Annotated in this window: 22 protein-coding genes and 2 pseudogenes; 3 read left to right on the top strand and 21 right to left on the bottom strand. The window is 58.3% G+C overall.

The window, feature by feature from the left end; all coding sequences use genetic code 11:
* Positions 1-33: 33 nt before the first annotated feature.
* The 13 genes and pseudogenes from ACODS3_RS08550 to ubiE all read right to left on the bottom strand — a co-directional run bounded on the left by ACODS3_RS08550 (position 34) and on the right by ubiE (position 10,256).
* Positions 34-750 (bottom strand): methyl-accepting chemotaxis protein, encoded by a 717-nt coding sequence (locus ACODS3_RS08550; protein WP_445177106.1) that lies wholly within the window; start codon positions 748-750, stop codon positions 34-36.
* A 141-nt stretch (positions 751-891) separates the two neighbouring features.
* Positions 892-1,851 (bottom strand): annotated as a pseudogene (locus ACODS3_RS08545) (methyl-accepting chemotaxis protein); the annotation flags it as partial.
* Between the two features lie 333 nt (positions 1,852-2,184).
* A complete protein-coding gene (locus ACODS3_RS08540) occupies positions 2,185-3,048 on the bottom strand; it encodes a methyl-accepting chemotaxis protein (protein WP_445177095.1) in 864 nt (287 codons plus the stop codon).
* Positions 3,040-4,011, bottom strand: a pseudogene (locus tag ACODS3_RS08535) (methyl-accepting chemotaxis protein); the annotation flags it as partial. The pseudogene ACODS3_RS08535 and the gene ACODS3_RS08540, both read right to left, overlap by 9 nt.
* Before the next feature lie 180 nt (positions 4,012-4,191).
* A complete protein-coding gene (locus ACODS3_RS08530; protein WP_201018332.1) occupies positions 4,192-4,899 on the bottom strand; it encodes a 16S rRNA (uracil(1498)-N(3))-methyltransferase in 708 nt (235 codons plus the stop codon).
* Complete coding sequence (tatC, locus tag ACODS3_RS08525) at positions 4,896-5,693, bottom strand: twin-arginine translocase subunit TatC (protein WP_201001446.1); 798 nt, start codon at positions 5,691-5,693, stop codon at positions 4,896-4,898. The genes ACODS3_RS08530 and tatC overlap by 4 nt, the downstream gene beginning before the upstream one ends.
* Positions 5,690-6,130: a Sec-independent protein translocase protein TatB gene (gene tatB, locus ACODS3_RS08520; RefSeq protein WP_201001447.1), complete on the bottom strand. Its 441-nt coding sequence runs from the start codon at positions 6,128-6,130 to the stop codon at positions 5,690-5,692. The genes tatC and tatB overlap by 4 nt, the downstream gene beginning before the upstream one ends.
* A 3-nt stretch (positions 6,131-6,133) precedes the next feature.
* Complete coding sequence (locus ACODS3_RS08515; RefSeq protein ID WP_201001448.1) at positions 6,134-6,409, bottom strand: twin-arginine translocase TatA/TatE family subunit; 276 nt, start codon at positions 6,407-6,409, stop codon at positions 6,134-6,136.
* Positions 6,410-6,451: 42 nt separating this feature from the next.
* On the bottom strand, positions 6,452-6,784 hold the full coding sequence (locus tag ACODS3_RS08510; RefSeq protein ID WP_025262314.1) for a phosphoribosyl-ATP diphosphatase: 333 nt from the start codon (positions 6,782-6,784) through the stop codon (positions 6,452-6,454).
* 2 nt (positions 6,785-6,786) lie between these two features.
* On the bottom strand, positions 6,787-7,179 hold the full coding sequence (hisI, locus tag ACODS3_RS08505) for a phosphoribosyl-AMP cyclohydrolase (RefSeq protein ID WP_025262313.1): 393 nt from the start codon (positions 7,177-7,179) through the stop codon (positions 6,787-6,789).
* 70 nt (positions 7,180-7,249) lie between these two features.
* Entirely contained in the window at positions 7,250-8,866 is a 1,617-nt protein-coding gene (gene ubiB, locus ACODS3_RS08500) for a ubiquinone biosynthesis regulatory protein kinase UbiB (RefSeq protein ID WP_489033975.1), read from the bottom strand.
* Positions 8,863-9,486 (bottom strand): ubiquinone biosynthesis accessory factor UbiJ, encoded by a 624-nt coding sequence (locus tag ACODS3_RS08495; protein ID WP_489033974.1) that lies wholly within the window; start codon positions 9,484-9,486, stop codon positions 8,863-8,865. Before ACODS3_RS08495 ends, ubiB begins: the two co-directional genes overlap by 4 nt.
* Complete coding sequence (gene ubiE / locus ACODS3_RS08490) at positions 9,486-10,256, bottom strand: bifunctional demethylmenaquinone methyltransferase/2-methoxy-6-polyprenyl-1,4-benzoquinol methylase UbiE (protein WP_025262310.1); 771 nt, start codon at positions 10,254-10,256, stop codon at positions 9,486-9,488. The genes ACODS3_RS08495 and ubiE overlap by 1 nt, the downstream gene beginning before the upstream one ends.
* Positions 10,257-10,400: 144 nt before the next feature.
* Here ubiE and ACODS3_RS08485 point away from each other — a divergent pair, with 144 nt between their 5' ends.
* Entirely contained in the window at positions 10,401-10,679 is a 279-nt protein-coding gene (locus ACODS3_RS08485) for a polyhydroxyalkanoic acid system family protein (RefSeq protein ID WP_201001454.1), read from the top strand.
* A gap of 149 nt (positions 10,680-10,828) precedes the next feature.
* Here ACODS3_RS08485 and ACODS3_RS08480 read toward each other — a convergent pair whose 3' ends face one another.
* Complete coding sequence (locus tag ACODS3_RS08480) at positions 10,829-11,524, bottom strand: hypothetical protein (RefSeq protein WP_304574854.1); 696 nt, start codon at positions 11,522-11,524, stop codon at positions 10,829-10,831.
* 224 nt (positions 11,525-11,748) lie between these two features.
* Between ACODS3_RS08480 and ACODS3_RS08475 the strand changes: the two genes are divergently transcribed.
* Both ACODS3_RS08475 and ACODS3_RS08470 read left to right on the top strand, forming a co-directional pair.
* The gene (locus tag ACODS3_RS08475) at positions 11,749-12,222 is read left to right on the top strand and encodes a phasin family protein (protein ID WP_201001456.1); all 474 of its coding nucleotides are present in this window, start codon (positions 11,749-11,751) and stop codon (positions 12,220-12,222) included.
* Positions 12,223-12,232: 10 nt separating this feature from the next.
* A complete protein-coding gene (locus ACODS3_RS08470; RefSeq protein WP_201018327.1) occupies positions 12,233-13,003 on the top strand; it encodes a phasin family protein in 771 nt (256 codons plus the stop codon).
* Positions 13,004-13,047: 44 nt separating this feature from the next.
* Here ACODS3_RS08470 and ACODS3_RS08465 read toward each other — a convergent pair whose 3' ends face one another.
* The 7 genes from ACODS3_RS08465 to hslV form a co-directional block, all read right to left on the bottom strand.
* The gene (locus ACODS3_RS08465) at positions 13,048-13,662 is read right to left on the bottom strand and encodes a TetR/AcrR family transcriptional regulator (protein ID WP_201018326.1); all 615 of its coding nucleotides are present in this window, start codon (positions 13,660-13,662) and stop codon (positions 13,048-13,050) included.
* Positions 13,663-13,781: 119 nt separating this feature from the next.
* A complete protein-coding gene (gene phaC, locus ACODS3_RS08460; RefSeq protein ID WP_201018325.1) occupies positions 13,782-15,467 on the bottom strand; it encodes a class II poly(R)-hydroxyalkanoic acid synthase in 1,686 nt (561 codons plus the stop codon).
* Positions 15,468-15,630: 163 nt separating this feature from the next.
* Positions 15,631-16,488 carry a poly(3-hydroxyalkanoate) depolymerase gene (gene phaZ, locus ACODS3_RS08455; protein WP_122315867.1) on the bottom strand — a complete coding sequence of 286 codons (858 nt, stop codon included), beginning with the start codon at positions 16,486-16,488 and terminating at the stop codon, positions 15,631-15,633.
* A 149-nt stretch (positions 16,489-16,637) separates the two neighbouring features.
* Positions 16,638-18,317: a class II poly(R)-hydroxyalkanoic acid synthase gene (gene phaC / locus ACODS3_RS08450; protein ID WP_201001461.1), complete on the bottom strand. Its 1,680-nt coding sequence runs from the start codon at positions 18,315-18,317 to the stop codon at positions 16,638-16,640.
* Between the two features lie 423 nt (positions 18,318-18,740).
* On the bottom strand, positions 18,741-19,118 hold the full coding sequence (locus ACODS3_RS08445) for a gamma-butyrobetaine hydroxylase family protein (RefSeq protein WP_201018324.1): 378 nt from the start codon (positions 19,116-19,118) through the stop codon (positions 18,741-18,743).
* 101 nt (positions 19,119-19,219) lie between these two features.
* Entirely contained in the window at positions 19,220-20,557 is a 1,338-nt protein-coding gene (gene hslU / locus ACODS3_RS08440) for an ATP-dependent protease ATPase subunit HslU (protein WP_304574852.1), read from the bottom strand.
* A 66-nt stretch (positions 20,558-20,623) separates the two neighbouring features.
* Positions 20,624-21,154 carry an ATP-dependent protease subunit HslV gene (hslV, locus tag ACODS3_RS08435; RefSeq protein ID WP_025262300.1) on the bottom strand — a complete coding sequence of 177 codons (531 nt, stop codon included), beginning with the start codon at positions 21,152-21,154 and terminating at the stop codon, positions 20,624-20,626.
* Positions 21,155-21,252: the final 98 nt, after the last annotated feature.

The raw sequence follows: 21,252 nt of genomic DNA, 5'->3' as shown, positions 1-21,252 counted from the left end.
ATCCCCGTAGGAGCGAATTTATTCGCGAAGCTCTTAATTAACCCGAAATTTCCCCACCAATTCCCTCAGATGAGTGCCCAACCGGGCCAGCTCGACACTTGATGCTGCCGTCTCGTCGCTTGCCGCAGCGGTCTGTTCCGAAATATCCCGCACCCTGAGCACATTGCTGTTTATCTGCTCGGCCACTGCGCTCTGCTCCTCGCTGGCAGTCGCGATCTGCTGGTTCATGTCCTGAATGGTGGCCACGGTCCGGGTGATCTGCTCCAGAGCACAGCCTGCACGTCGACTCAGTTCTACGCTGTTGTCGGTCAGGTTACGGCTGCTGTCCAGAGTCGTGGCGACTTGCTGGGTGCCGCTCTGCAAGGCGGCGATCAGTTCCTCGATTTCCTCTGTGGACTCCTGAGTGCGCTGCGCGAGGCCGCGCACTTCATCGGCAACTACCGCAAACCCGCGCCCGGCCTCGCCGGCACGTGCCGCTTCGATGGCTGCATTGAGAGCCAGCAGGTTGGTCTGTTGGGAGACGGACTTGATCACATCGAGCACCCCGACAATCTTGCCGCTTTCCAGCTTGAGCTGATTCATCGCCAGCGTCGAATTGGCGACTTCACTGGCCAGTTGCTCGATCTGACTGATGGCCTGACTGACCACCTGATCGCCGTCGCGGGCTTGTTGATCTGCAGCGACCGCTGCCTGAGAGGCTTGCTGTGCATTGCGGGCGATTTCCTGCACGGTGGCTGCCATCTGATTCATGGCGGTGGCGACCTGATCGGTTTCGTCCTTCTGGCTGTTGACCCCGACGCAAGTCTGCTCCGTCACCGCCGAGAGCTGTTCGGCGGCACTGGCGATCTGGGTGACACCATCGCCAATGCCGCTGACCAGATCGCGCAGGCTCAAGGTCATGGCCTGCATGCTGTCTTGAAGCTGGCCCATTTCATCCTGACGCTGGATATCCAGATCCTTGCTCAGATTGCCTTGGGCGATACGCCCGGCAGCGGTCAAGGTCTGTTGCAGCGGCAGTGTGATCTGCTGCGTCATGACCCAGGCGGCCAACAGGCCGATGAGCAAGGCCAGCCCGGCAACACCGCTCAACAGGGTTCGCGAGCCAGCGGCCTCTACATCGCGCTGGGTGCCTTGCAGGTTTATCAGCCGTGCAACCAGATCCAGCATCTTGTCACCCAGCTCCTCCATGGTTTCCTGAAGGGCCTCGACCTTGATCTGGATGTCCTTGAAGCGGTTCAGTTGTTCGCGATAGCGCCGCAAAGCCTCGCTGGCGGGTTTGAGCCCCTGGATATTGTCATCGGCCTGATCCTGGGATATCTGCTGCACTTCCTTGAGGGCTTCGTCGATGGCTGCAATCGCAGCGGTTTCATCGGCTTCCTTGTTGGTGAAGGTGTAAGCCTGGACCTGAGAGCGGGCAATCTGGATCTGCTGCTTGAGCTGGGAAATATTGGTGAATTCATCCAGACGCTCGCTGTTGTCCTGCTCCTGGCTCACTGCCTTGAGCACTTCGCTTTCGACCTGCTCCACGGCTTTCACAGCCTGCTCCGATTGCTGTTCCAGCTCGATGCGCGACTGGTCACGGGCCTTGCGATCAAGGCCAAGGTCGGTGAAGGTCTTTTCCATACGGCTGATGACCTGACTCTGCTCGGTCAGCAGAGCAAGGCTTTTGGCATCGTCGGTTTCCCTGCGCAGCGTCACCAGTTGGGCCTCCAGTTCATTGAGCCGCTCTACAACTCTGGTTGCGTTTTCATGAGTGTTTTCTGAGCGGAAAACAATGCGTTCAGTGCGAAGGTCCTTGGTCAGGTTGCTGAGCTGGCCGATGGAGGAAATGGACTCGGAGCGCTCGATCATCGCGTCCAGGCCATGCCAGCCGGTCAGCGTGATGGCGAGAGTCAGTAATAGAACCAGGCCGAAGCCCAGCGACAGTTTGAGTTTGACGCTCATGTTATCGAGCGAGTGATTGATCCATCGAAACATCGGACTTCTCCTGCTGTAAGCGAACAAAAGCAGGCCCTGAACGTTGCAGGGCATGCGTCATGAGCGCATCGGCAGGAAGCGGGTATTGCAGGACCTGAAGAGGTCGTAGGAGATTTCCGGGGAGAGTGGGCGGGTGAAGCGGGTCACGTTTATGCGCGTGGCCAATGGCGGGAAGGAAGCGGTGGCCTGCACCGCTTCCTGCTCGCGTCAGATTTTGAAGCGACCTACCAGCACCTGAAGATGATTGCCCAGACGCGCCAGCTCAACGCTGGAGGCGGCTGTTTCTTCACTGGCTGCGGAGGTTTGCTCGGAGACGTCACGCACGTTGAGTACGCTGCGGTTGATCTCTTCAGCGGTAGCGCTTTGCTGTTCGGCCGCAGCGGCGATCTGCTGGTTCATCGACTGGATCGCGGAAACGGTCTGGGTGATGTTTTCCAGCGAAGTACCGGCACGGCGCGTCAGGTCCACGCTGCTGGCAGTCAGGTCGCGGCTGCTGTCCATGATGCTTGAGGCTTGCTGTGTGCCGTTCTGCAGGCTGGCGATCAGCGCTTCGATTTCCTCGGTGGACTTCTGGGTACGTTGCGCCAGGCTGCGAACTTCGTCCGCCACTACCGCAAACCCGCGACCGGCTTCACCTGCGCGTGCCGCTTCGATAGCGGCGTTGAGGGCCAGAAGGTTGGTCTGTTCGGCAACCGACTTGATCACGTCCAGGACGCTGCCGATCTTGTCGCTTTCCAGCTTGAGCGCGCCCATGGCTTCGGTGGAGTTACCGACTGCCGAGGCCAGACGCTCGATCTGGGAAATAGCTTCTTTCACTACGCGCTCACCTTCGCGAGCCTGCTGATCGGCTGCTACGGCCGCTTCCGAGGCCTCTTCGGCGTTGCGTGCGACTTCCTGCACCGTTGCGGTCATTTCGTGCATGGCGGTGGCGACCTGATCGGTCTCGACCTTCTGGCTGTTGACTCCGGCGCTGGTCTGCTCGGTGACGGCGGACAGCTCTTCGGCCGCGCTGGCGATCTGTGTCACGCCATCGCGAATGCCGCCAATCAGCTCGCGCAGGGAAACCGTCATGCGCTGGATACTGCCTTGCAGCCTGCCCAGTTCGTCATTGCGATCAATGACCAGATTCTGGCTCAGGTCACCGGAGGCAACACGTTCTACCACGTCGAGTGTCTTTTGCAGCGGTACGGTGATCTGGCGAGTGATGACCCAGGCCGCCAGAATGCCAAAGACCAGTGCCAGGGCTGTTGCGATGGCAATCATCATGACCGACTTTGCGCTTTCGGCATCGCGGCTGGCGGTCTGTGCATCGATCATTTCATCGTTGACGGTCAGCATCTTGGTGCCCAGCGCCGTCATTTTCTCCAGTGCTGCCTTGCTGGCTGCCTGGGCATCGCGATATTGCCCAACGGCGGCGCGATAGCCTTTCAGGCCTGCAATGGCCTGTTGCAGCATGGGCAGGTAGGAGGAAGAGATATCACCTGCCAGAGTATTGATGCCGGTCATCGCTTCATCGATGGCCGCATTGGCGTTCTTCTCGAACTCGGCACGGCCACTGTAGGTGTAGCCGCGCACTTGAAAGCGGGCCTGCTGGATCTGTTTGCTGGCACCGACGATATTGTTGAAGGCCAGAATGTTGTCGGCCTTCAGCAGTTCGGCTTCGATCTTGCCGACTTCGGCAACGGCTTTGTCGGCATTGTCGCCCATCAGGCTGCGAGTGCCTTCCCGGGTTTCGATGGCCTTGGTCATTTCGCCGAATGCCTGGCGATATTCGTTGGCGCTCTGGATCTGGGAGTCGAGGCGCTTGATGTTCTCGGCGGAACGCAGCAAAGCCCTGGCGGCCTTGAGGGCTGCATCGAGCTTGTCCAGATTTGCTACTACAGCGGACGCTGTTTCGGCGTTGTACAGTGTCTCGTAGCGCATGCGATTGATACGCAGCTCAAGCGTCAGCACGTTGACATCGGTGATCGCCGCAACCCTGTCCCCGCGAGAGATAAGGCCCTGGGTGCTTAACCAGGCCGTAGCCGTAATCATCAGGGTCAATGCCAGGACCAGACCGAAGCCGATCGCTAATTTCAAACTTACACTCGCATTGGCGAGACTTCGAGCGAACCAGCGATACATGACAACTCCTCAATCTCTATTTTTATAGATCCGCTTTTACATCGGCTCCTGATTGAGAAACTGTAGTCATTGCTCTGATAAAAGAAAGGCTTAGAACAGACGGGCCAGCAGGGCGGTCACAGCGGTTTCGACCCTCAGTATTCGCTCGCCGAGTTGTACCGGTTGCAGGCCGGCCTTGCGCAGCAGGTCGATTTCATAAGGGATCCAGCCACCTTCCGGGCCGATTGCCAGTGTGACCTGTTGCTCGACTGCGCGTGGGCAGGCGGGAAATTCGCCAGGATGACCCACCAGCCCGAGTGTGTTTTGGGCCAGTTGCGGCAGACGGTCTTCGACGAACGGTTTAAAACGCTTTTCGATCACGATCTCGGGCAGGACGCTGTCGCGTGCCTGTTCAAGCCCCAGGATCAACTGTTCACGAATGGCTTCAGGCTCCAGAAACGGCGTCTGCCAGAAGCTTTTTTCAACCCTGTAACTGTTGAGCAGGATGACCTTGGGCACGCCCATGGTCGCGACCGTCTGGAAAACCCGGCGCAGCATCTTGGGGCGTGGCAGTGCCAGTAACAGGGTCAATGGCAGCTTGGCGGGAGGCGCGCTGTCGAGGCTGATGCGCAGCTCGGCTTCGTGGCTTTCCAGACGAATCAGCTCGGCAGTGCCCAGCAAGCCGTTTACGCGACCGACGCGCAGGCTGTCGCCGACCTCTGCGCGATGCACCTCTTGCATGTGCGTGAGGCGCCGGTCGCGCAGGATGACTCTGTCGGCCGCAATGAAGTCGGCCTCTTCAAGTAGCAGCAGGTTCACGACAGGGTCGCGGGCGGCTGGTCTTGCTTGTCAGCGTCGTCGGGCTGGTCGTCCGGGTGTTCGCCACGCTTCCTGATCATCGAACTGCACAGGATGCCCAGCTCGAACAGCAGCCACATGGGCACGGCGAGCAAGGTCTGGGAGAAGATGTCCGGCGGAGTGAGGATCATGCCGACCACGAAGCAGCCGATGATCACGTAGGGACGAATCTTTTTCAGGTATTTGACGTCGACGATGCCGATCCAGACCAGCAGCACCACGGCTACCGGAATCTCGAAGGCCACACCGAAGGCAAAGAACAGCGTCATGACGAAGTCGAGGTAGCTGGCGATGTCGGTCATCATCGACACGCCTTCGGGAGTCACGCTGGCGAAGAAGTGGAAAATCAGCGGGAAGACCAGAAAGTAAGCGAACGCCATGCCTGCGTAGAACAGGATGATGCTCGATACCAGCAGCGGAACGGCAACGCGCTTCTCATGCTTGTAAAGGCCCGGCGCGATAAAGCCCCAGATCTGATGCAGGATGACCGGCATGGACAGGAACAGCGCCACCATCATGGTCAGCTTGAACGGTGTGATGAACGGTGAGGCCACGTCGGTGGCGATCATCGTCGCGCCTTCGGGCAGGTACACCCGTAGCGGAGCCGAAACCAGCGTGTAGATCTTCTGGGTGAAGTAGAACAGGCCGGCAAAAATCAGGAACACCGCCGCAACACAGCGCAGCAGGCGTGTACGCAATTCTGTGAGGTGCGAGACCAGCGGCATTTGCTGATCGTTTTCCGGAATATCGCTCATGGGGCTCGTGGGGGCAGTGACGAATCGTGGGCGGAAGGCGGCGTGACGGGGACCGGGGACGCCGTTTGTTTAGGGCGCTTTTCCAGAGACAGTTGGCTCTTGGGTGCCGGCTCTGCCGGGCCGATTTCCTGGGTGGGTGCTGCTTGCGGTTCGCTCTGCGACTCGGCGACAGGTTCTGGCTCAGGCTCGGAATGAGGCGAGAAAATCTTTCTCGCCTCTTCTTCCAGTGACAGAATGTGTTCGTTGTGCAGTTGCCGACGGATTTCGTCGGCACCGATTTCACGTTCAACTTCCTGTTTGATCGCATTGAAGCTGCGCTTCAACCGGCCGATCCACAGACCGGCGGTGCGCGCCGCACCCGGCAAGCGCTCAGGGCCAAGCACCAGCAAGGCCACCAGCCCTACGAGCAGCAGTTCAGAGAAGCTGATACCGAACATGGCTTAAACCTGGTCTTTGCGGGTCGGCTCTTCGACTTTATGCGCCTGCCCGTCGATGGTGTGTGGCTGGTTCAGCGGAGAAGTCTGGGGTGCCGCCTGCGCCTGTTGCGGTTGAGCGCCAGGTTGTTCGGCAGGTTTTTCGTCGTCGTTCATGGCCTTGCGAAAGCCCTTGATCGATTCGCCGATATCGCTACCCAGGCCCTTGAGTTTCTTGGTGCCGAAAACCAGCACGACAACGATCAGGATGACGACCCAGTGTTTCCAGTCAAAAATACCCATGAAGCATTCCTCGTAGAAAATTCGAACCTGAAAGACAGGTAGTTAATCCGCTGTGCGTGCAGCTTTTTCTGCGTGTCCGGACAGCCCGAAGCGGCGGTCCAGTTCATCAAGCACGGCTTGTGGATGCTGACCCAGTGCAGCCAGCATTACCATGCTGTGAAACCAGAGGTCAGCGGTTTCGTAGATCACATCGCTGCAATCGCCGCTGATGGCGGCATCCTTGGCAGCGATGATGGTTTCGACCGATTCTTCACCGATCTTTTCCAGTATCTTGTTCAAACCCTTGTGGTACAGACTGGCGACATACGAGCTGTCGGCAGCGGCATCCTTGCGCGATTCCAGCACCTGGGCCAGACGGGACAAGGTATCAGTCATGTTCAGTGTCCTGCGTGATAAATGGCATCCGGGTCTTTGAGCACCGCGTCGACCGTCTTCCAGCCCGAGTTTTCATAAACCCGGTAGAAGCAGCTTTCGCGTCCGGTATGGCAGGCAATGCCGCCGATCTGCTCGACCATCAGGATGATGACGTCGGCGTCGCAATCCAGGCGCAGCTCATGCAATTGTTGAACGTGGCCGGATTCCTCTCCCTTGCGCCAGAGTTTGCCACGCGAACGCGACCAATATATTGCACGGTTCTCTTTTGCAGTCAGGCTCAGGGATTCGCGATTCATCCAGGCCATCATCAATACACGGCCAGTCTTGTGATCCTGAGCGATTGCAGGCACCAGACCGTCGCTGTTCCACTTAATCTCGTCCAGCCAGTCTTTCATAACTACTCCGGCAGCCGGGCCTCAATAATCCCGGCGGGTTGAACAGTGTGCCAGTCACATGCGTCGCTGGCTATCGGCGAACGATCAGATACAGCCCTGACACCAGCATGATTCCAACCGGCCAGGCGGTCAGCGTCAATAGCGGAAGGCCGGCTGCACTCAGCGCCCAGACCTGAACCACGCCGCCACTCAAAAGCGCCGCGCCCAGCAGGCGCAAGGCCCAGTTATCGCTGGGGCCAGAGCGTGGCGGCGGGTCGTTCGCATGGGGCCTGGACAGGCGCTCCAGCAGGTCGCGGGTCATGCCTGCAATATGCGGTAACTGTTCGACCTGGGTTTGCAGGTTCTGAACCAGCGTCTTGGGGCTGACCCGCTCACGCATCCAGCGCTCCAGGAAGGGTTGAGCGGTGCTCCACAGGTCCAGATCAGGATAGAGCTGACGGCCCAGACCTTCGATATTGAGCAGGGTCTTTTGCAGCAGCACCAGTTGTGGCTGGACTTCCATATTGAAGCGGCGTGCAGTCTGGAACAGGCGCATCAGCACCTGACCGAATGAAATGTCCTTGAGCGGCTTCTCGAAGATCGGTTCGCATACGGTACGAATCGCGGCTTCAAACTCGTTGAGCTTGGTTTCGGCGGGCACCCAGCCTGAATCGATGTGCAATTGCGCCACCCGGCGATAATCGCGCTTGAAGAAGGCAAACAGGTTGCGGGCCAGGTAATCCTGATCCTGCGGCGTCAGGCTGCCGACGATCCCGCAGTCGATGGCGATGTACTGCGGACGCCATGGATTGATCGTGCTGACGAAAATGTTGCCCGGGTGCATGTCGGCATGGAAGAAACTGTCGCGGAATACCTGGGTGAAAAAGATCTCCACGCCGCGCTCTGCCAACAGCTTCATATCGGTGCGCTGATCGGCCAGGGTGGCCAGATCGGTGACCTGAACGCCGTAGATCCGCTCCATGACCAACACTTTCGGACGGCACCAGTCCCAGTAGACCTGTGGCACATACAGCAGATCGGAGCCCTCGAAGTTGCGGCGCAACTGGCTGGAGTTGGCGGCTTCACGCAGCAGGTCCAGCTCGTCGTAGATGGTCTTTTCGTAGTCGCTGACCACCTGCACCGGATGCAGCAGCCGGGCATCGGCCGACAGCCGCTCGGCGGTGCGGGCCAGAATGAACAGCCATGCCAGATCCTGACCGATGACTGGCTTGAGGCCAGGGCGCACGACCTTGACCACCACTTCTTCGCCGGTCTTGAGGCGTGCGGCATGGACCTGCGCCACGGAGGCCGACGCCAGAGGCGTCACGTCGAAGCGGCTGAAGACCTCACTGATTTTTGCACCCAGTTGCTCTTCGATCAGGTTCACGGCCAGTTGCTGATCGAACGGCGGTACGCGGTCTTGCAGCAGCATCAGTTCGTCGGCGATGTCTTCGGGCAGCAGGTCGCGGCGGGTCGAAAGCAACTGCCCAAACTTGATGAATATCGGCCCCAGATCCTGAAGCGCCAGACGCAGGCAGGCACCACGACTCAGGTCCAGAGTCTTGCGTGGCAACCAGCGCCAGGGCAGGACGAATCGCACGGCCAGCATCCACCAAGGAAGCGGCAGGGCGAAGAGCAGGTCATCGAGGCGGTAGCGGATCACGACACGTTGGATACGAAACAGACGGCGGACGGCAAGCAGCTTCATGCGTTATCGCTGGAATTGAGGGATTGGGTGAGACGTGCAAAGCGCGCCTCAAGACGTTCCAGATCCATTTTGATCTGATCGAGTTCGGCAAAGCGGGCTTCGGCCTCGTGTTTGCCGACCAGAGTACGCGATTCTTCACTCAGGTAGTCGGCCACATTCTGGCTGAGGCTGGCGAAGTTATCGCGGGTCCAGCGTGCGCGGCTGCGCAGGTGGCCGCTGAGCAACTGGCTGGCTACCGGACCGAGCCAGCGGGAGAGTTCATGCTCCCAGTCCAGCTCCAGGTCTTGAAGGATGCCGACCAGCTCCAGCAAGACGGCGCTGTCACCGTCCAGCTCGACTTCCGGGCCGTGGAGCACGGCAGTCTTGTCCTGGCTCAGCGCCAGACGCAGCAGGCTGGCTGCCGGAGCGCGCAGGATGCAATCGGCATCCGCTGCCCAGTCAGCCGCCAGCAGCAGACCTTCGTCGCTGGGCAGGATGAACAGTTGCAGCGCCGGGTCGCGGCAATCGATGGCTATCACCTTGCCAGCCAGTTCGGCGAGACGTGGCGCAGCCGTGCTGTCCAGACGCAACACGCGATTGATGCCGTGCTCGACGCTGGCGAGCAGACCGCGCAGGAGCATCAGGGTTTGATACCGCGATGCAGGGCGACGATGCCCGAGGTCATGTTGTGATAGGTCACGCGGTCAAAGCCGGCGTCTACCATCATCGACTTGAGGGTTTCCTGATCCGGGTGCATGCGGATCGACTCTGCCAGATAGCGGTAGCTTTCCGAATCATTGGTCACCAGCTTGCCCATGAACGGCATGAACGCGAACGAGTAGGCGTCATAGGCTTTTGACATCAGCTTGTTGGTCGGTTTGGAAAATTCCAGCACCAACAGACGACCGCCGGGCTTGAGCACACGCAGCATGGAGCGCAGGGCGTCCTCCTTGTGCGTCACGTTGCGCAGACCGAAAGCGATGGTCACGCAATCGAAATGGTTGTCAGGAAAAGGCAGCTTCTCGGCGTCGGCCTGTACGAATTCGACATTGCCCGAAACGCCCAGGTCCAGCAGGCGATCGCGCCCGACCTTGAGCATCGAAGCGTTGATGTCTGCCAGGACCACATGACCGGTCGGGCCGACCAGATTCGAGAACTTGCGGGTCAGGTCGCCCGTGCCGCCCGCGATATCCAGGACCCGGTTGCCCGTGCGAACACCGGAAAGCTCAATAGCGAAACGCTTCCACAGCCGGTGCATGCCACCGGACAGCAGGTCGTTCATCAGGTCGTATTTGGCCGCTACGGAGTGGAAAACCTCAGCGACTTTCTCGGCCTTCTGGCTTTCCGGTACGTTTTTGTAGCCGAAATGAGTGGTGGGTTCGGTATCGCTACCTTTGCGCTGATCGTTCATATCGCTGCCGCCGGAATAGAATGCCGATCATTCTAATCGCCAGGGCTGGCTTTGTCTTGACAAGGCTCATCGTCAGGGCTTTCTTCGGGACGAGCGACTGTTATAGTTGCGCCGCGATTCAACCGACAGAAAAGGAACTCTCCAATGGCGAAAATAACTGTTGAGCGCCCGCACACTCTGGGCCGTGACAAGGCGCGGGAGAGGGCTGAGCAACTGGTCGAGAAACTGGCCGAGAAATACGGACTGGCTCACGAATGGGCCGGCGATACCGTAAAACTCGAAGGCAAGGGCGCCAAAGGCAAGGTTGAAGTTGAAGATGCGCTTATCCGGGTCAGCATCGAACTGAACTTCATCCTGTCGGCCATGAGCGGTTCGATCAAGTCAGAAGTGGAGCGGGTGCTGGACAAGGCGCTGGTTGCCTGAACTCGATGTTTCTGGTTTTTCGCGAATGAATTCGCTCCTACACGTCGCCCGTAGGAGCGGATTCATCCGTGATGACGTCACTCCGACCGACGCATTTCCTCTGCAGGTCCCGCCCCTTCGCGAATGAATTCACTCCTGCTGCCGTGAGGCTACTTGCCCAGGTACTTTTCCACGATCCAGCGGACGTTCTTTCGATCCTCTTCCACCGACTCCTGTCGAGTGGCCCAGACGACCAGAAGATCGTCCCGAATGGGCATGAGCGCTGTGCACAGCGGCTGTTGCGTGGGGACGCACGTAATCTGCGACCCAGATCCCTCTGCGATCATTTTCCGGGCCGCATCGCCACCGGTCGGCCCCTTGCCAGCGAATGCAAATAGCTGTTCTTTCGAGTCGATGAGGTAGCTGCGTTCGACAACACTGAACGTGTGAGGGCTGAACACATGCTTTCCATCATAGAGGCCCGTTTTGCATTGACTCCTTTCCCAATGCGTCAACAGCTTCTCGCAAAAAGCCCTGGAAACATAAGCATGTGTATCGAGGGCGAAATCTTGTAACTGACTATAAGCATCAAGGTCCAACTGAATCAGCGAGACATATGTGCCATGTGTGCTGTGTGATAACACCTTTTTTGCAGGCACCTCTGTGCCGTCGTTCAGTATCAGGTTGCTGTTCGTGGTCGAGGAGAGCAATGCAATGGTGGGCAGGCTCAACCGCTCATTGCCGATGCGAATTGTTTGATACTGGGCCAGTGCGTCTTCTGAAGCAGGCATCTGCGCAGGTTGTGGCTCTTCGTCGCATCCTGCCAGGACGAGAGCGAGAAACAGGGTGGCGCTATTGAATTTCATGGTACGTCCAATACTTTCTTGATGCCTTGGAACGCTTGCTTTCATGCGCTAACCCTTTGATTTTTATAGAGACAAGACCCTGAAAAGTTAAGGGAAATGACTGCGCAGGCTGCACGAGTCATTCATAACCTGTTACCTAGGGTGTGCATTCTAATTTTTCTCCGTACTTTTGAGTCATGCCCCGACAAGGGCGGTTCCTTGAACTTTCGAGAGTGAGGTGCACCATGGCCAAGGCTACCCTGAAGAAAAAAATTGAAGACGAGCAGGCAACAGCGTTTTCCGAAGTGAAACTGTATGCCCGCAAAATCTGGCTGGCTGGCCTGGGCGCTTATGCCAAGGCCAATCAGGAAGGCACCGAGTACGTCAGAGAGCTGATCAAGACTGGCGAAAAAGTGGAGAAAGACGCCAAGAAGGCTGTCGATGAAAAGCTTGAAGCGGCCAACAGCGAAATCGATTCGATCAAGGGCGAGGTTTCAGGCGTCAAGGGCCGTGTCGAGGCTCAGCTCGACAAGATCGAAAGCGCCTTTGATCGTCGTGTTGCCAAGGGCTTGAACCGGATCGGCATTCCATCTAAACATGATGTTGAGACACTCTCTGCTAAGCTCGATGAGCTGACGGCATTGCTTGAACGTGTCGGGCCTAAAAAGCTCGAACGTAACGAGCCCAAAAAGCTCGAACGTATCGAGCCTGAACATTAAGGAGAGCAGGATGGCTGGCAAGAAAAAAGTTGAAAAAGAAGGCAGCTCCTGGATTGGCGAGGTTGAGAAGTACTCTCGCCAGATCTGGCTGGCTGGTTTGGGCGCTTACTCCAAGATCAGCAATGACGGCAGTAAGTTATTTGAAACACTGGTAAAAGACGGCGAAAAGGCCGAGAAGCAGACCAAGGTGGAAGCCGGGAAGCAACTCGACAATGCCAAGGATACCGCGAAGGCGGCCAAGTCCCGTGTAGGTGACGTCAAGGATCTTGCGCTGGGCAAATGGAATGAACTCGAAGGCGCGTTCGACAAGCGTCTGAACAGTGCCATTTCGCGCCTGGGTGTTCCAAGCCGTAATGAAGTGCAGGCGTTGCACAGCAAGGTCGATGAATTGACCCGCCAGATCGAGCTGCTGACCGGTACCAAGGCCAGGCCGGTTGCGTCGCGCTCGACTGCACCTGCCAAAAGCACCGCTAAACCGTTGGTCAAGGCTGCAGCCAAAACTGTAGAGAAGACCGCGAACAAGGTTGCGACTAAAACTGCAGCGGCCAAACCGGCAGTCAAGAAAGCGGCCGCCAAGCCGGTTGATGCTGTAAGCAAAGCTGCGGCTGCAACTGCGGACAAAGCCAAGTCTGCGGCCAAGCCTGCGCCGAAAAAACCTGCTGCCAGGAAGCCGGCTGCAAAACCTGCTGCCAAGCCAGCGGCTTCGGCAGCACCAGCTGCTGCTCCGGCTGCTGCGCCGTCGACCCCCGCTGCGTCGGCGCCAACAACCGGTCAGGCCTGATAACAGTTTGCTACATCCAGCCCGGCCTGTTCCACAGGCCGGGTTTACCTGCTCAAATACTGCATGGCCAGTTCCTCGGCCGCCTGCCTTGATGTCGGCACCAGATGCGGTGTCACGAGCATCATGATCTGATAGACCACCACCCGCACTTCACCTTCGCGACCCAGAATGCGCTGATAGTCCAGTGAGAACAGCAGGTTCATGGTGATCTGCTCCACCAGTTGGCCCAGTGCCTGTGTTTCGCTGATCAATTGTCCCTGAGCCTTGAGTCGTGCCAGCAGCGAAGCCAGGGTGCGCTTGAGCGAGTTGAGCAGGTTGCGAATGCCGCGTGCCAGCTTGGGCAGGCGCCCGGCCAGGTTGGACAGGTCCTGAAACAGGAATCGGTAGTGCGCAAGGCGCTCGACGATCAGGTGCAGGAACAGCCAATAGTCTTCGGCATTGAGTCGCGCATCGGAGGGCGGATCGAGCAGTGGAGTCAGTTCGTTCTGGAAACGCTCGAACAACTCCATCACCAACGGCTCTTTGCCATGGAAGTGGTAGTACAGATTACCGGGGCTGATGCCCAGTTCGTTGGCGATTTCCAGGGTGGACACATTAGGCTCGCCCTGCTGATTGAACAGTATCAGGGCGCATTCAAGTATTCGGTCGCGGGTTTTCATCCAGTCTTCTTGTTTGGGTTATGGCTCGGACGCCACAGCATGAATGGCAAGCGCGCTCCTACCTGTTTGTTATGCAACAGCGTGGCGCCGATGTGGTCGCAGGTTTCCTGTTTATACCTTCAACGCATATGCACATAGGTTCCCGGCGCGGCTTCCATCGAAGGGTAATTGGCGTTGCCAAGCTCGATCCGGGTTTCGTGCTGGGTGCCTGAGCGCTCGTGAATCCATTTCAGCCAGGTTGGCCACCAACTGCCATCGTTGTGTTTGGCATCGTAATACCAGGCTCGCGGGTCGCTGCTCAGCTTGTCGTTCTCGACGAAGTTGGCTTTCGGGTTGCCCGGTGGATTGAGAATGCTTTGCACATGACCGCTGTTGGAGAGCAGGAAACGTCGCTCGCCGCCCAGCAGCAGCGTAGAGCGATAGACCGAATCCCATGGCGTGATGTGGTCGTTGATACCGGCAATGCTGAAGCTGTCTACGGTCACTTTTTGCAGGTCGATAGGCGTGCCGCACACTTCCAGCCCGCCCGGATGGCTGAGCGGGTTGTGCTTGAAGAAGTCCAGCAGGTCGCCATGCAGGGCCGCCGTCAGGCGAGTGGTGTCGTTGTTCCAGTAGAGGATGTCGAACGGTGGCGGTGCCTTGCCCAGCAGGTAGTTGTTGATCCAGTAGCTCCATATCAGATCGTTGGGGCGCATCCAGGCAAAGATCCGGCTCATGTCGCTGCCTTCCAGCACGCCGCGTTGGTAGGAGCGCCGCTTGGCAGCTTCCAGCGATTCCTCGTCGATGAACAGGGTGGCAGGGCTTTCGATCTGGCTGTCCAGCAGACTGACCATATAGGTAGCGCTGGCAACCCGGCGTATCTGTCGCTTGGCCTGCAAATGCCCCTGCAGGGCGGCGATGGTCAGGCCGCCTGCACAGGCACCCAACAGATTGACCTCGCGGGCGCCGGTAATCGCCCGGCAGACATTCATGGCTTCTTCGGTCGCCTCGACGTAACTGGACAGCCCCCATTCGCGATGCCGCACATCGGGGTTGCGCCAACTGATGGCGAAGGTCTGCAGGCCGTTCTTCAGGGCGTACTGCACAAAGCTGTTGTTGGGGCTGAGGTCGAAGATGTAGAACTTGTTGATCTGCGGGGGCACGATCAGCAATGGCCGTGAGTATTGCTTTTCACTCATCGGCTTGTACTGGATCAGCTCCAGAATATCGTTGCGAAACACCACGGCTCCGGACGTGGTGGCGACAGTGCGACCGATCTCGAAGGCGTCCTTGGTGGTCTGGCGAGGCAGGCCATTGTTGTGCAGCAGGTCATCGGCCATGTGGCCCAGGCCTTTGAACAGGCTGCTGCCGCCTGAATTGAAAAGCTCTTTGATGGCCAGCGGGTTGAGCAGGGTATTGGACGGCGACAGCGCATCGTTGATCAGCGTGAAGAGAAAGTGCGCCCGTGCCCGGTCATCCTTGGACAGATCGCTTTCATCGATCCAGAGCCTGGTCTGATGCTGCCAGCTCAGGTAAGCCTGCAAGCCACGGCGATACAGCGGGTTCAGGCTCCAGGTCGGGTCTGCAAAGCGGCTGTCACGCGGGTTGGGTGTATGAGGCATTTCTCCCAGAAGCATGACTTTGCCTAACTGGCTACCTAACGCCAAGGCATGTCGGGCGCTACGAAGGGGGTGTTTCCAGCCTTGGGAGGCGACGCTTCGCAGCGTATGAAACAGGTCGCGACCACGCAGGCCGGTAATGGCGCTTTGTGCGTTTATGAAGGTCGCCGGTGTAGTGGCGGCAACCTTCGTTGATTTGTCTCGCATGAGGGCAACACTCCTTCGTCAAGCCATCAACCAATAGACTGACGCAGTGCCTGTCATGGCAGCGTGCGTCGTTCTGCGCTGTGCGACACTCCGGTACGCGGCGCAGTCGGTGAAGCGAATAGTTCTCGAAGCTTTCCTGCTTCCTTGAGTACTACAGGTCTGATCAGTGCCCTTTGGGTGGTGTGGGCTGTGGATGCATGACAGCGCGTTGGCGCTCCTGCTGCAGAAAACTCATGATGATGGGGGCTACGGCTTCGGCCCTGGTAATCAGGAACAAATGACCGTCATCGATTATGTGTAGCTGGGCATTGGGTATACGCCAAGCCAAAAGGCGCATATTTACCAAAGGGATCAACGGATCGTCGTCACCGGCCAGAACCAGTGTCGGCTGATGAATCTTGTGCAGCCAGTGGATGCTGGTCCAGCCCATGCCTGCGAACAGTTGCCAGTAGTAGCCGAGTTTGCCGGACGAACGTACCTTGGCTGCGTGGTTGGCGGCCAGATGCGGATCTCGCCGGAATGCCCCGCCATAGATCTCCGGCGCAATGCGGATCACATGTGACGGCTGGATATAACGCCGCGGGCTGGCCATCAACCACAAAACACGGGGCTTGCCCGGCACCATGACCATGCCTGCCGCAGTGGCCGCCAGGACCAGTTTCCTGCAACGCTCCGGGTAATCGTGGGCGAACTGCTGAGCCAGTGCTCCGCCCCATGACACACCAATCGCATTGACCTGGCCGTAATCCAGATAGTCGAGCATACGCGCCGCCAGCTTCGCCAGCCCCGGAAAACGATAGGGGCGACTGGGTGTCGAGGAGCCACCGACGCCCGGCACATCGAAGGCGATGACTTCCAGATCCGGGTCCAGGGCGTCAACAAACGGAAACACCAACTCAAGGTTGGCACCAATGCCGTTGAACACCAGCAAGGGCGTCAGATGACTCTTGCCGGGTCGCACAGCTGTGCGAATGGTATGACCGTCCAGGTCAATGGAACGGAAAACAAACGGTTGAGGCATACGCTAAGCCCTGTTGGTTAAACCGCTGGGAAAGCCGTCCTGCGCTTTTACCAGATCGACCGAGGTGCGCCGGTCATGTTTGCGTAACGTTTGCCGCCGGTACTTCCATCCTGGACCCGGCAGCGCGCATTCGCTCGTATCCAATCCGCTTAGCGTTCGTGAACGTAGGTACCGGGTGAAGCTTCGCTTGCAGGGTAGGCCTTGTTGCCCAGTGTCGCAGGGGCCTTTTTCAGTTTGCCCGAGCGCTCGGTCTTCCAGGCCTGCCAGTGTAGCCACCATGAATCGGTGTGCTTGGTGCCGTTTTCTTGCCATGCCGAAGGTTCGGCCGGCAGTTCGGTGTTGGTCATGTAGCGGGCCTTGGGGTTGCCCGGCGGGTTGAGAATGCTCTGGATATGGCCGCTGCTGGAGAGCACGAACTCGGTCTTGCCGCCGAACAGACGGGCCGACTTGTAGCACGATGCCCAAGGCGTGATGTGGTCGTTGGTGCCCGCCAGACAGAACACATCGCTGGTGACCTGCTTCAGATCGATCGGAGTGCCACAGACCTCAAGGGCATTGGGGCGGGTCAGAGGGTTGTTCTTGAACATCTCGATCAGATCGCCGTGAAAGGCAGCCGGCAGGCGAGTGGTGTCGTTGTTCCAGAACAGGATGTCGAACACGGGCGGTTCGTTACCCAGCAGGTAGTTGTTGACCCAGTAGTTCCAGATCAGGTCGTTGGGGCGCATCCAGGCGAAGACCTTGGCCATGTCGCGACCTTCCAGCACGCCAGCCTGATAGGAGTGGCGCTTGGCCGTTTCCAGGGTCTGTTCATCGACGAACAGGGCAACTTCGGTATCCAGCGTGGTATCCAGCACGCTGACCAGTAGCGTCAGTGCATGAACCTTCTGCTCGCCCAGCGCGGCGTAATGCCCAAGCAATGCGGTGCAGGTGATGCCGCCCGAGCAGGCGCCGAGCATATTGATGTCCTTGCTGCCGGTGATGGCTGTCACCACATCGACCGCTTCCTTCAAGGCCTCGATGTAAGTGGACAGGCCCCATTCACGCTGCGCCTTGGTCGGGTTACGCCAACTGACGATGAAGGTCTGTACGTTGCTGCGCAGACAAAAGCGCGCCAGGCTTTTTTCCGGGCTCAGGTCGAAGACGTAGAACTTGTTGATCTGCGGCGGCACCACCAGCAATGGCCGTTCATGGACCTGCTCGGTGATGGGCTTGTACTGGATCAGCTCCAGCACATCGTTGCGAAACACCACCGAACCTTCGGTGGTCCCCAGGTTCTTGCCGACTTCAAAGGCGTCCATGTTGACCTGGCTCGGCATGCCACCGTTATGCACCAGATCCTTGGCCATGTGCGCCAGGCCATCGAATATGCTTTTACCGCCAGTCTCGAAGAAACGCTTTACCGCAGCCGGGTTGGCGGCCGTATTGGTCGGAGACATGGCTTCGGTCATCAGGTTGATCACAAAATGACCACGGCTGATGTCCTGAGGGGTGAGGTTGCTGCCGTCGATCCAGTCATGCAGCTCCTTGCGCCAGGCCAGGTAGCTCTGCAAATAACGACGATACAGCGGGTTCTGGCTCCATGCCGGGTCCGCAAAGCGTCTGTCGTCAGCGGCTGGCTGCAGGGCAGACTTGCCGAACATCACGTTCTTTATTTCAACACTCAAGTGGGCGACATGCTTGAGGCTGTGGAACGGCTGCTTGATTGCCTGGCGCAGAACCATGCGAGCGGTGGTCAGTAAATCCTTGCGGCGCAAGCCAACCACCGGGTTCAAACCCAAGGTGTGTTCAGAGGCTTGTTGCTGCAGGTCATCGTTGTTCTTGCTACTCATCTACGACGCTCCATTGTCCTGAGACGAGTACTGACTTTCCCTGTGAGCCAGTGACACAGGCGAGTCGTCAGTACTACTGCTCGTGTGACCGATGATGGCTTGGCTGCCAATTCCCGTGGTTTATGCAAGCTACCGCGAAGGCGCCTGAACAGCTGCGCTTCATGTGACCACTGCTTTGCATACTGCTTGTTATTCGCGCATCGAAGGGATGCAGGGAATTTACCAAAGTCATTGGTTACGCGAGATTTCAAAAAATCGCAAGCAGCGTCAGTCATTGACCGCTGCGCGGGACATTGAAACAAAACAGATTAGAAAGCGCTTCCTAATACGTCAAACGGCAGGCTAGAGCTTTCTGGAAGATATATGCGTTGTCTGGGGCTGCTGGAAAAACTGACGAGCGTGTGTCGTCATTTTTTCTGATGACTAGAGCATAAGCCTGATGACTTGCTCGGAAGGGTCGCGGGATTTACCTGCCTTTTGCAACTCCAGCAGATAATCCTCCCACAAGGACTCCTGGCGTCTGGACAGCTCGTAGAGGTATTCCCAGGTGAACAGGCCGCTGTCATGGCCATCATCGAAGGTCAGTTTCAGCGCGTACTGGCCCGCAGGCTCGATCTTGGTCAGACCTACCCCCAGCTTGCCGAATTGCAGGATCGGCTTGCCATGGCCCTGAACCTCGGCGGAAGGCGAATGCACCCGCAGAAACTCCGCAGGTAAATGATATGCCTCATCCGGCCCGTACTTGAGCGTCAGGGTTTTCGAGGCTTTGTGGAGCTGGATGGCGGTTGGGATGGGGGGCACGGTGGGGAGCCTCAAGCTACAAGTGACAAGCTTCAAGTGAAAGCAGCTGCAAGCTACAAGCACAATCAGCTTGCAGCTTACAGCTCCCTACTTGCAGCTTCTTACAAAATATACCGCGACAGGTCTTCGTCGTTGGCCAGTTCGCCCAGGTGGCTGTTGACGTAGTCGGCGTCGATCAGTATCGGCGAGGCATCCGGGCTGCCAGCCAGATCGCCTGCGCTGAACGACACTTCTTCAAGCAGGCGTTCCAGCAGGGTGTGCAGGCGGCGGGCACCGATGTTTTCGGTTTTCTCGTTGACCTGCCAGGCAATCTCGGCCAGACGCTTGATGCCGTCAGGCTTGAACTCGATGTCCAGGCCTTCGGTCTTGAGCAGTTCGCGATATTGCTCGGTCAGCGAGGCATGCGGTTCGCTGAGGATGCGCTCGAAATCTTGAGGCGTGAGGGCCTTGAGTTCGACACGAATCGGCAGACGGCCTTGCAGCTCGGGCACCAGATCGCTTGGCTTGCTCAGGTGGAACGCACCCGAAGCGATGAACAGGATGTGGTCGGTCTTGACCATGCCCAGTTTGGTATTCACGGTGCAGCCTTCGATCAGCGGCAGCAGGTCGCGCTGTACGCCTTCACGGGAAACATCGACACCGCCGGAGTTGCCGCGCTTGGCGACCTTGTCGATCTCGTCGATGAACACGATGCCGTGTTGTTCGACGGCTTCCAGAGCCTTGACCTTCAACTCTTCATCGTTGACCAGGCGGCTGGCCTCTTCGTCGCGCACCAGCTTGAGCGCTTCCTTGACCTTGAGCTTGCGGCTCTTCTTCTTGCCCTTGCCCATGTTGGCAAACAGGCTTTGCAGCTGGTTGGTCATTTCTTCCATGCCGGGCGGCGCGGAAATATCGACGCCCACGGTGTCGTTGACCTCGATCTCGATTTCCTTGTCGTCCAGTTGGCCTTCGCGCAGACGCTTGCGGAACAGCTGACGGGTATTGGAATCGCTGGTCGAAACCGGTTCTTCACTGAAACCGTTGCGAGCAGGTGGCAGCAAGGCATCAAGGATGCGGTCTTCGGCAGCGTCTTCTGCGCGGTGACGGACCTTGACGATTTCCTGTTCGCGCAGCAGCTTGATGGCGGCGTCGGCCAGATCACGAATGATCGACTCCACGTCACGGCCCACATAGCCCACTTCAGTGAACTTGGTGGCTTCAACCTTCAGGAACGGCGCATTGGCCAGCTTGGCCAGACGACGGGCGATTTCGGTTTTACCGACGCCGGTCGGGCCGATCATCAGAATGTTCTTTGGCGTTACTTCGACGCGCAGTTCTTCTGGCAACTGCATCCGGCGCCAGCGGTTTCGCAAGGCAATGGCGACGGCGCGCTTGGCATCGTCCTGGCCAATGATGTGGCGATTGAGTTCGTGGACGATTTCACGGGGAGTCATGGACATGGTAATTGATGGTCCTCAGGCATAAAGAAGTCGGCAGGGGTGCGGGTTACGCAGCCGGACAACGGCTTATTCAGCGAGGTCCTGCTCCTCAATGGTGATGTTGTGGTTGGTGAACACGCAAATATCGCCAGCGATGTGCAATGCAGTCTCGGTGATCTCGCGGGCCGACAGATCGGTCTTGAGCAGCAGCGCACGGGCAGCAGCCTGGGCGAATGCGCCACCCGAGCCCATGGCGATCAGGCCATCTTCGGGTTCCACGACATCGCCGTTACCGGTGATGATCAGCGAGGCGTCCTTGTTGGCGACGGCCAGCATGGCTTCCAGGCGGCTGAGGGAGCGATCGGTACGCCAGTCCTTGGCCAGTTCGACGGCAGCACGTACCAGATGGCCTTGATGCTTTTCCAGCTGGCCTTCGAAACGCTCGAACAGCGTGAAAGCGTCAGCCGTGGCCCCGGCGAAACCGGCGATAACTTCACCGTGATACAGGCGGCGTACTTTCTTCGCGTTGCCTTTCATGACGGTGTTGCCCAGGGAAACCTGGCCGTCGCCAGCCATGACGACTTTGCCGTGGCGGCGCACTGAAACGATGGTGGTCAAGGGAGAGTCTCCACGCAGCGGGGCGAAAATGCCCTGATGCAGACTCATATGGGGGTGGGGTTGGGTATTTCAACCGCGAATTCATTTGCGAAAAAGCC

The organism is Pseudomonas sp. FG43 (assembly GCF_057809175.1).
This window is presented reverse-complemented; position numbering and strand designations above follow the sequence as displayed.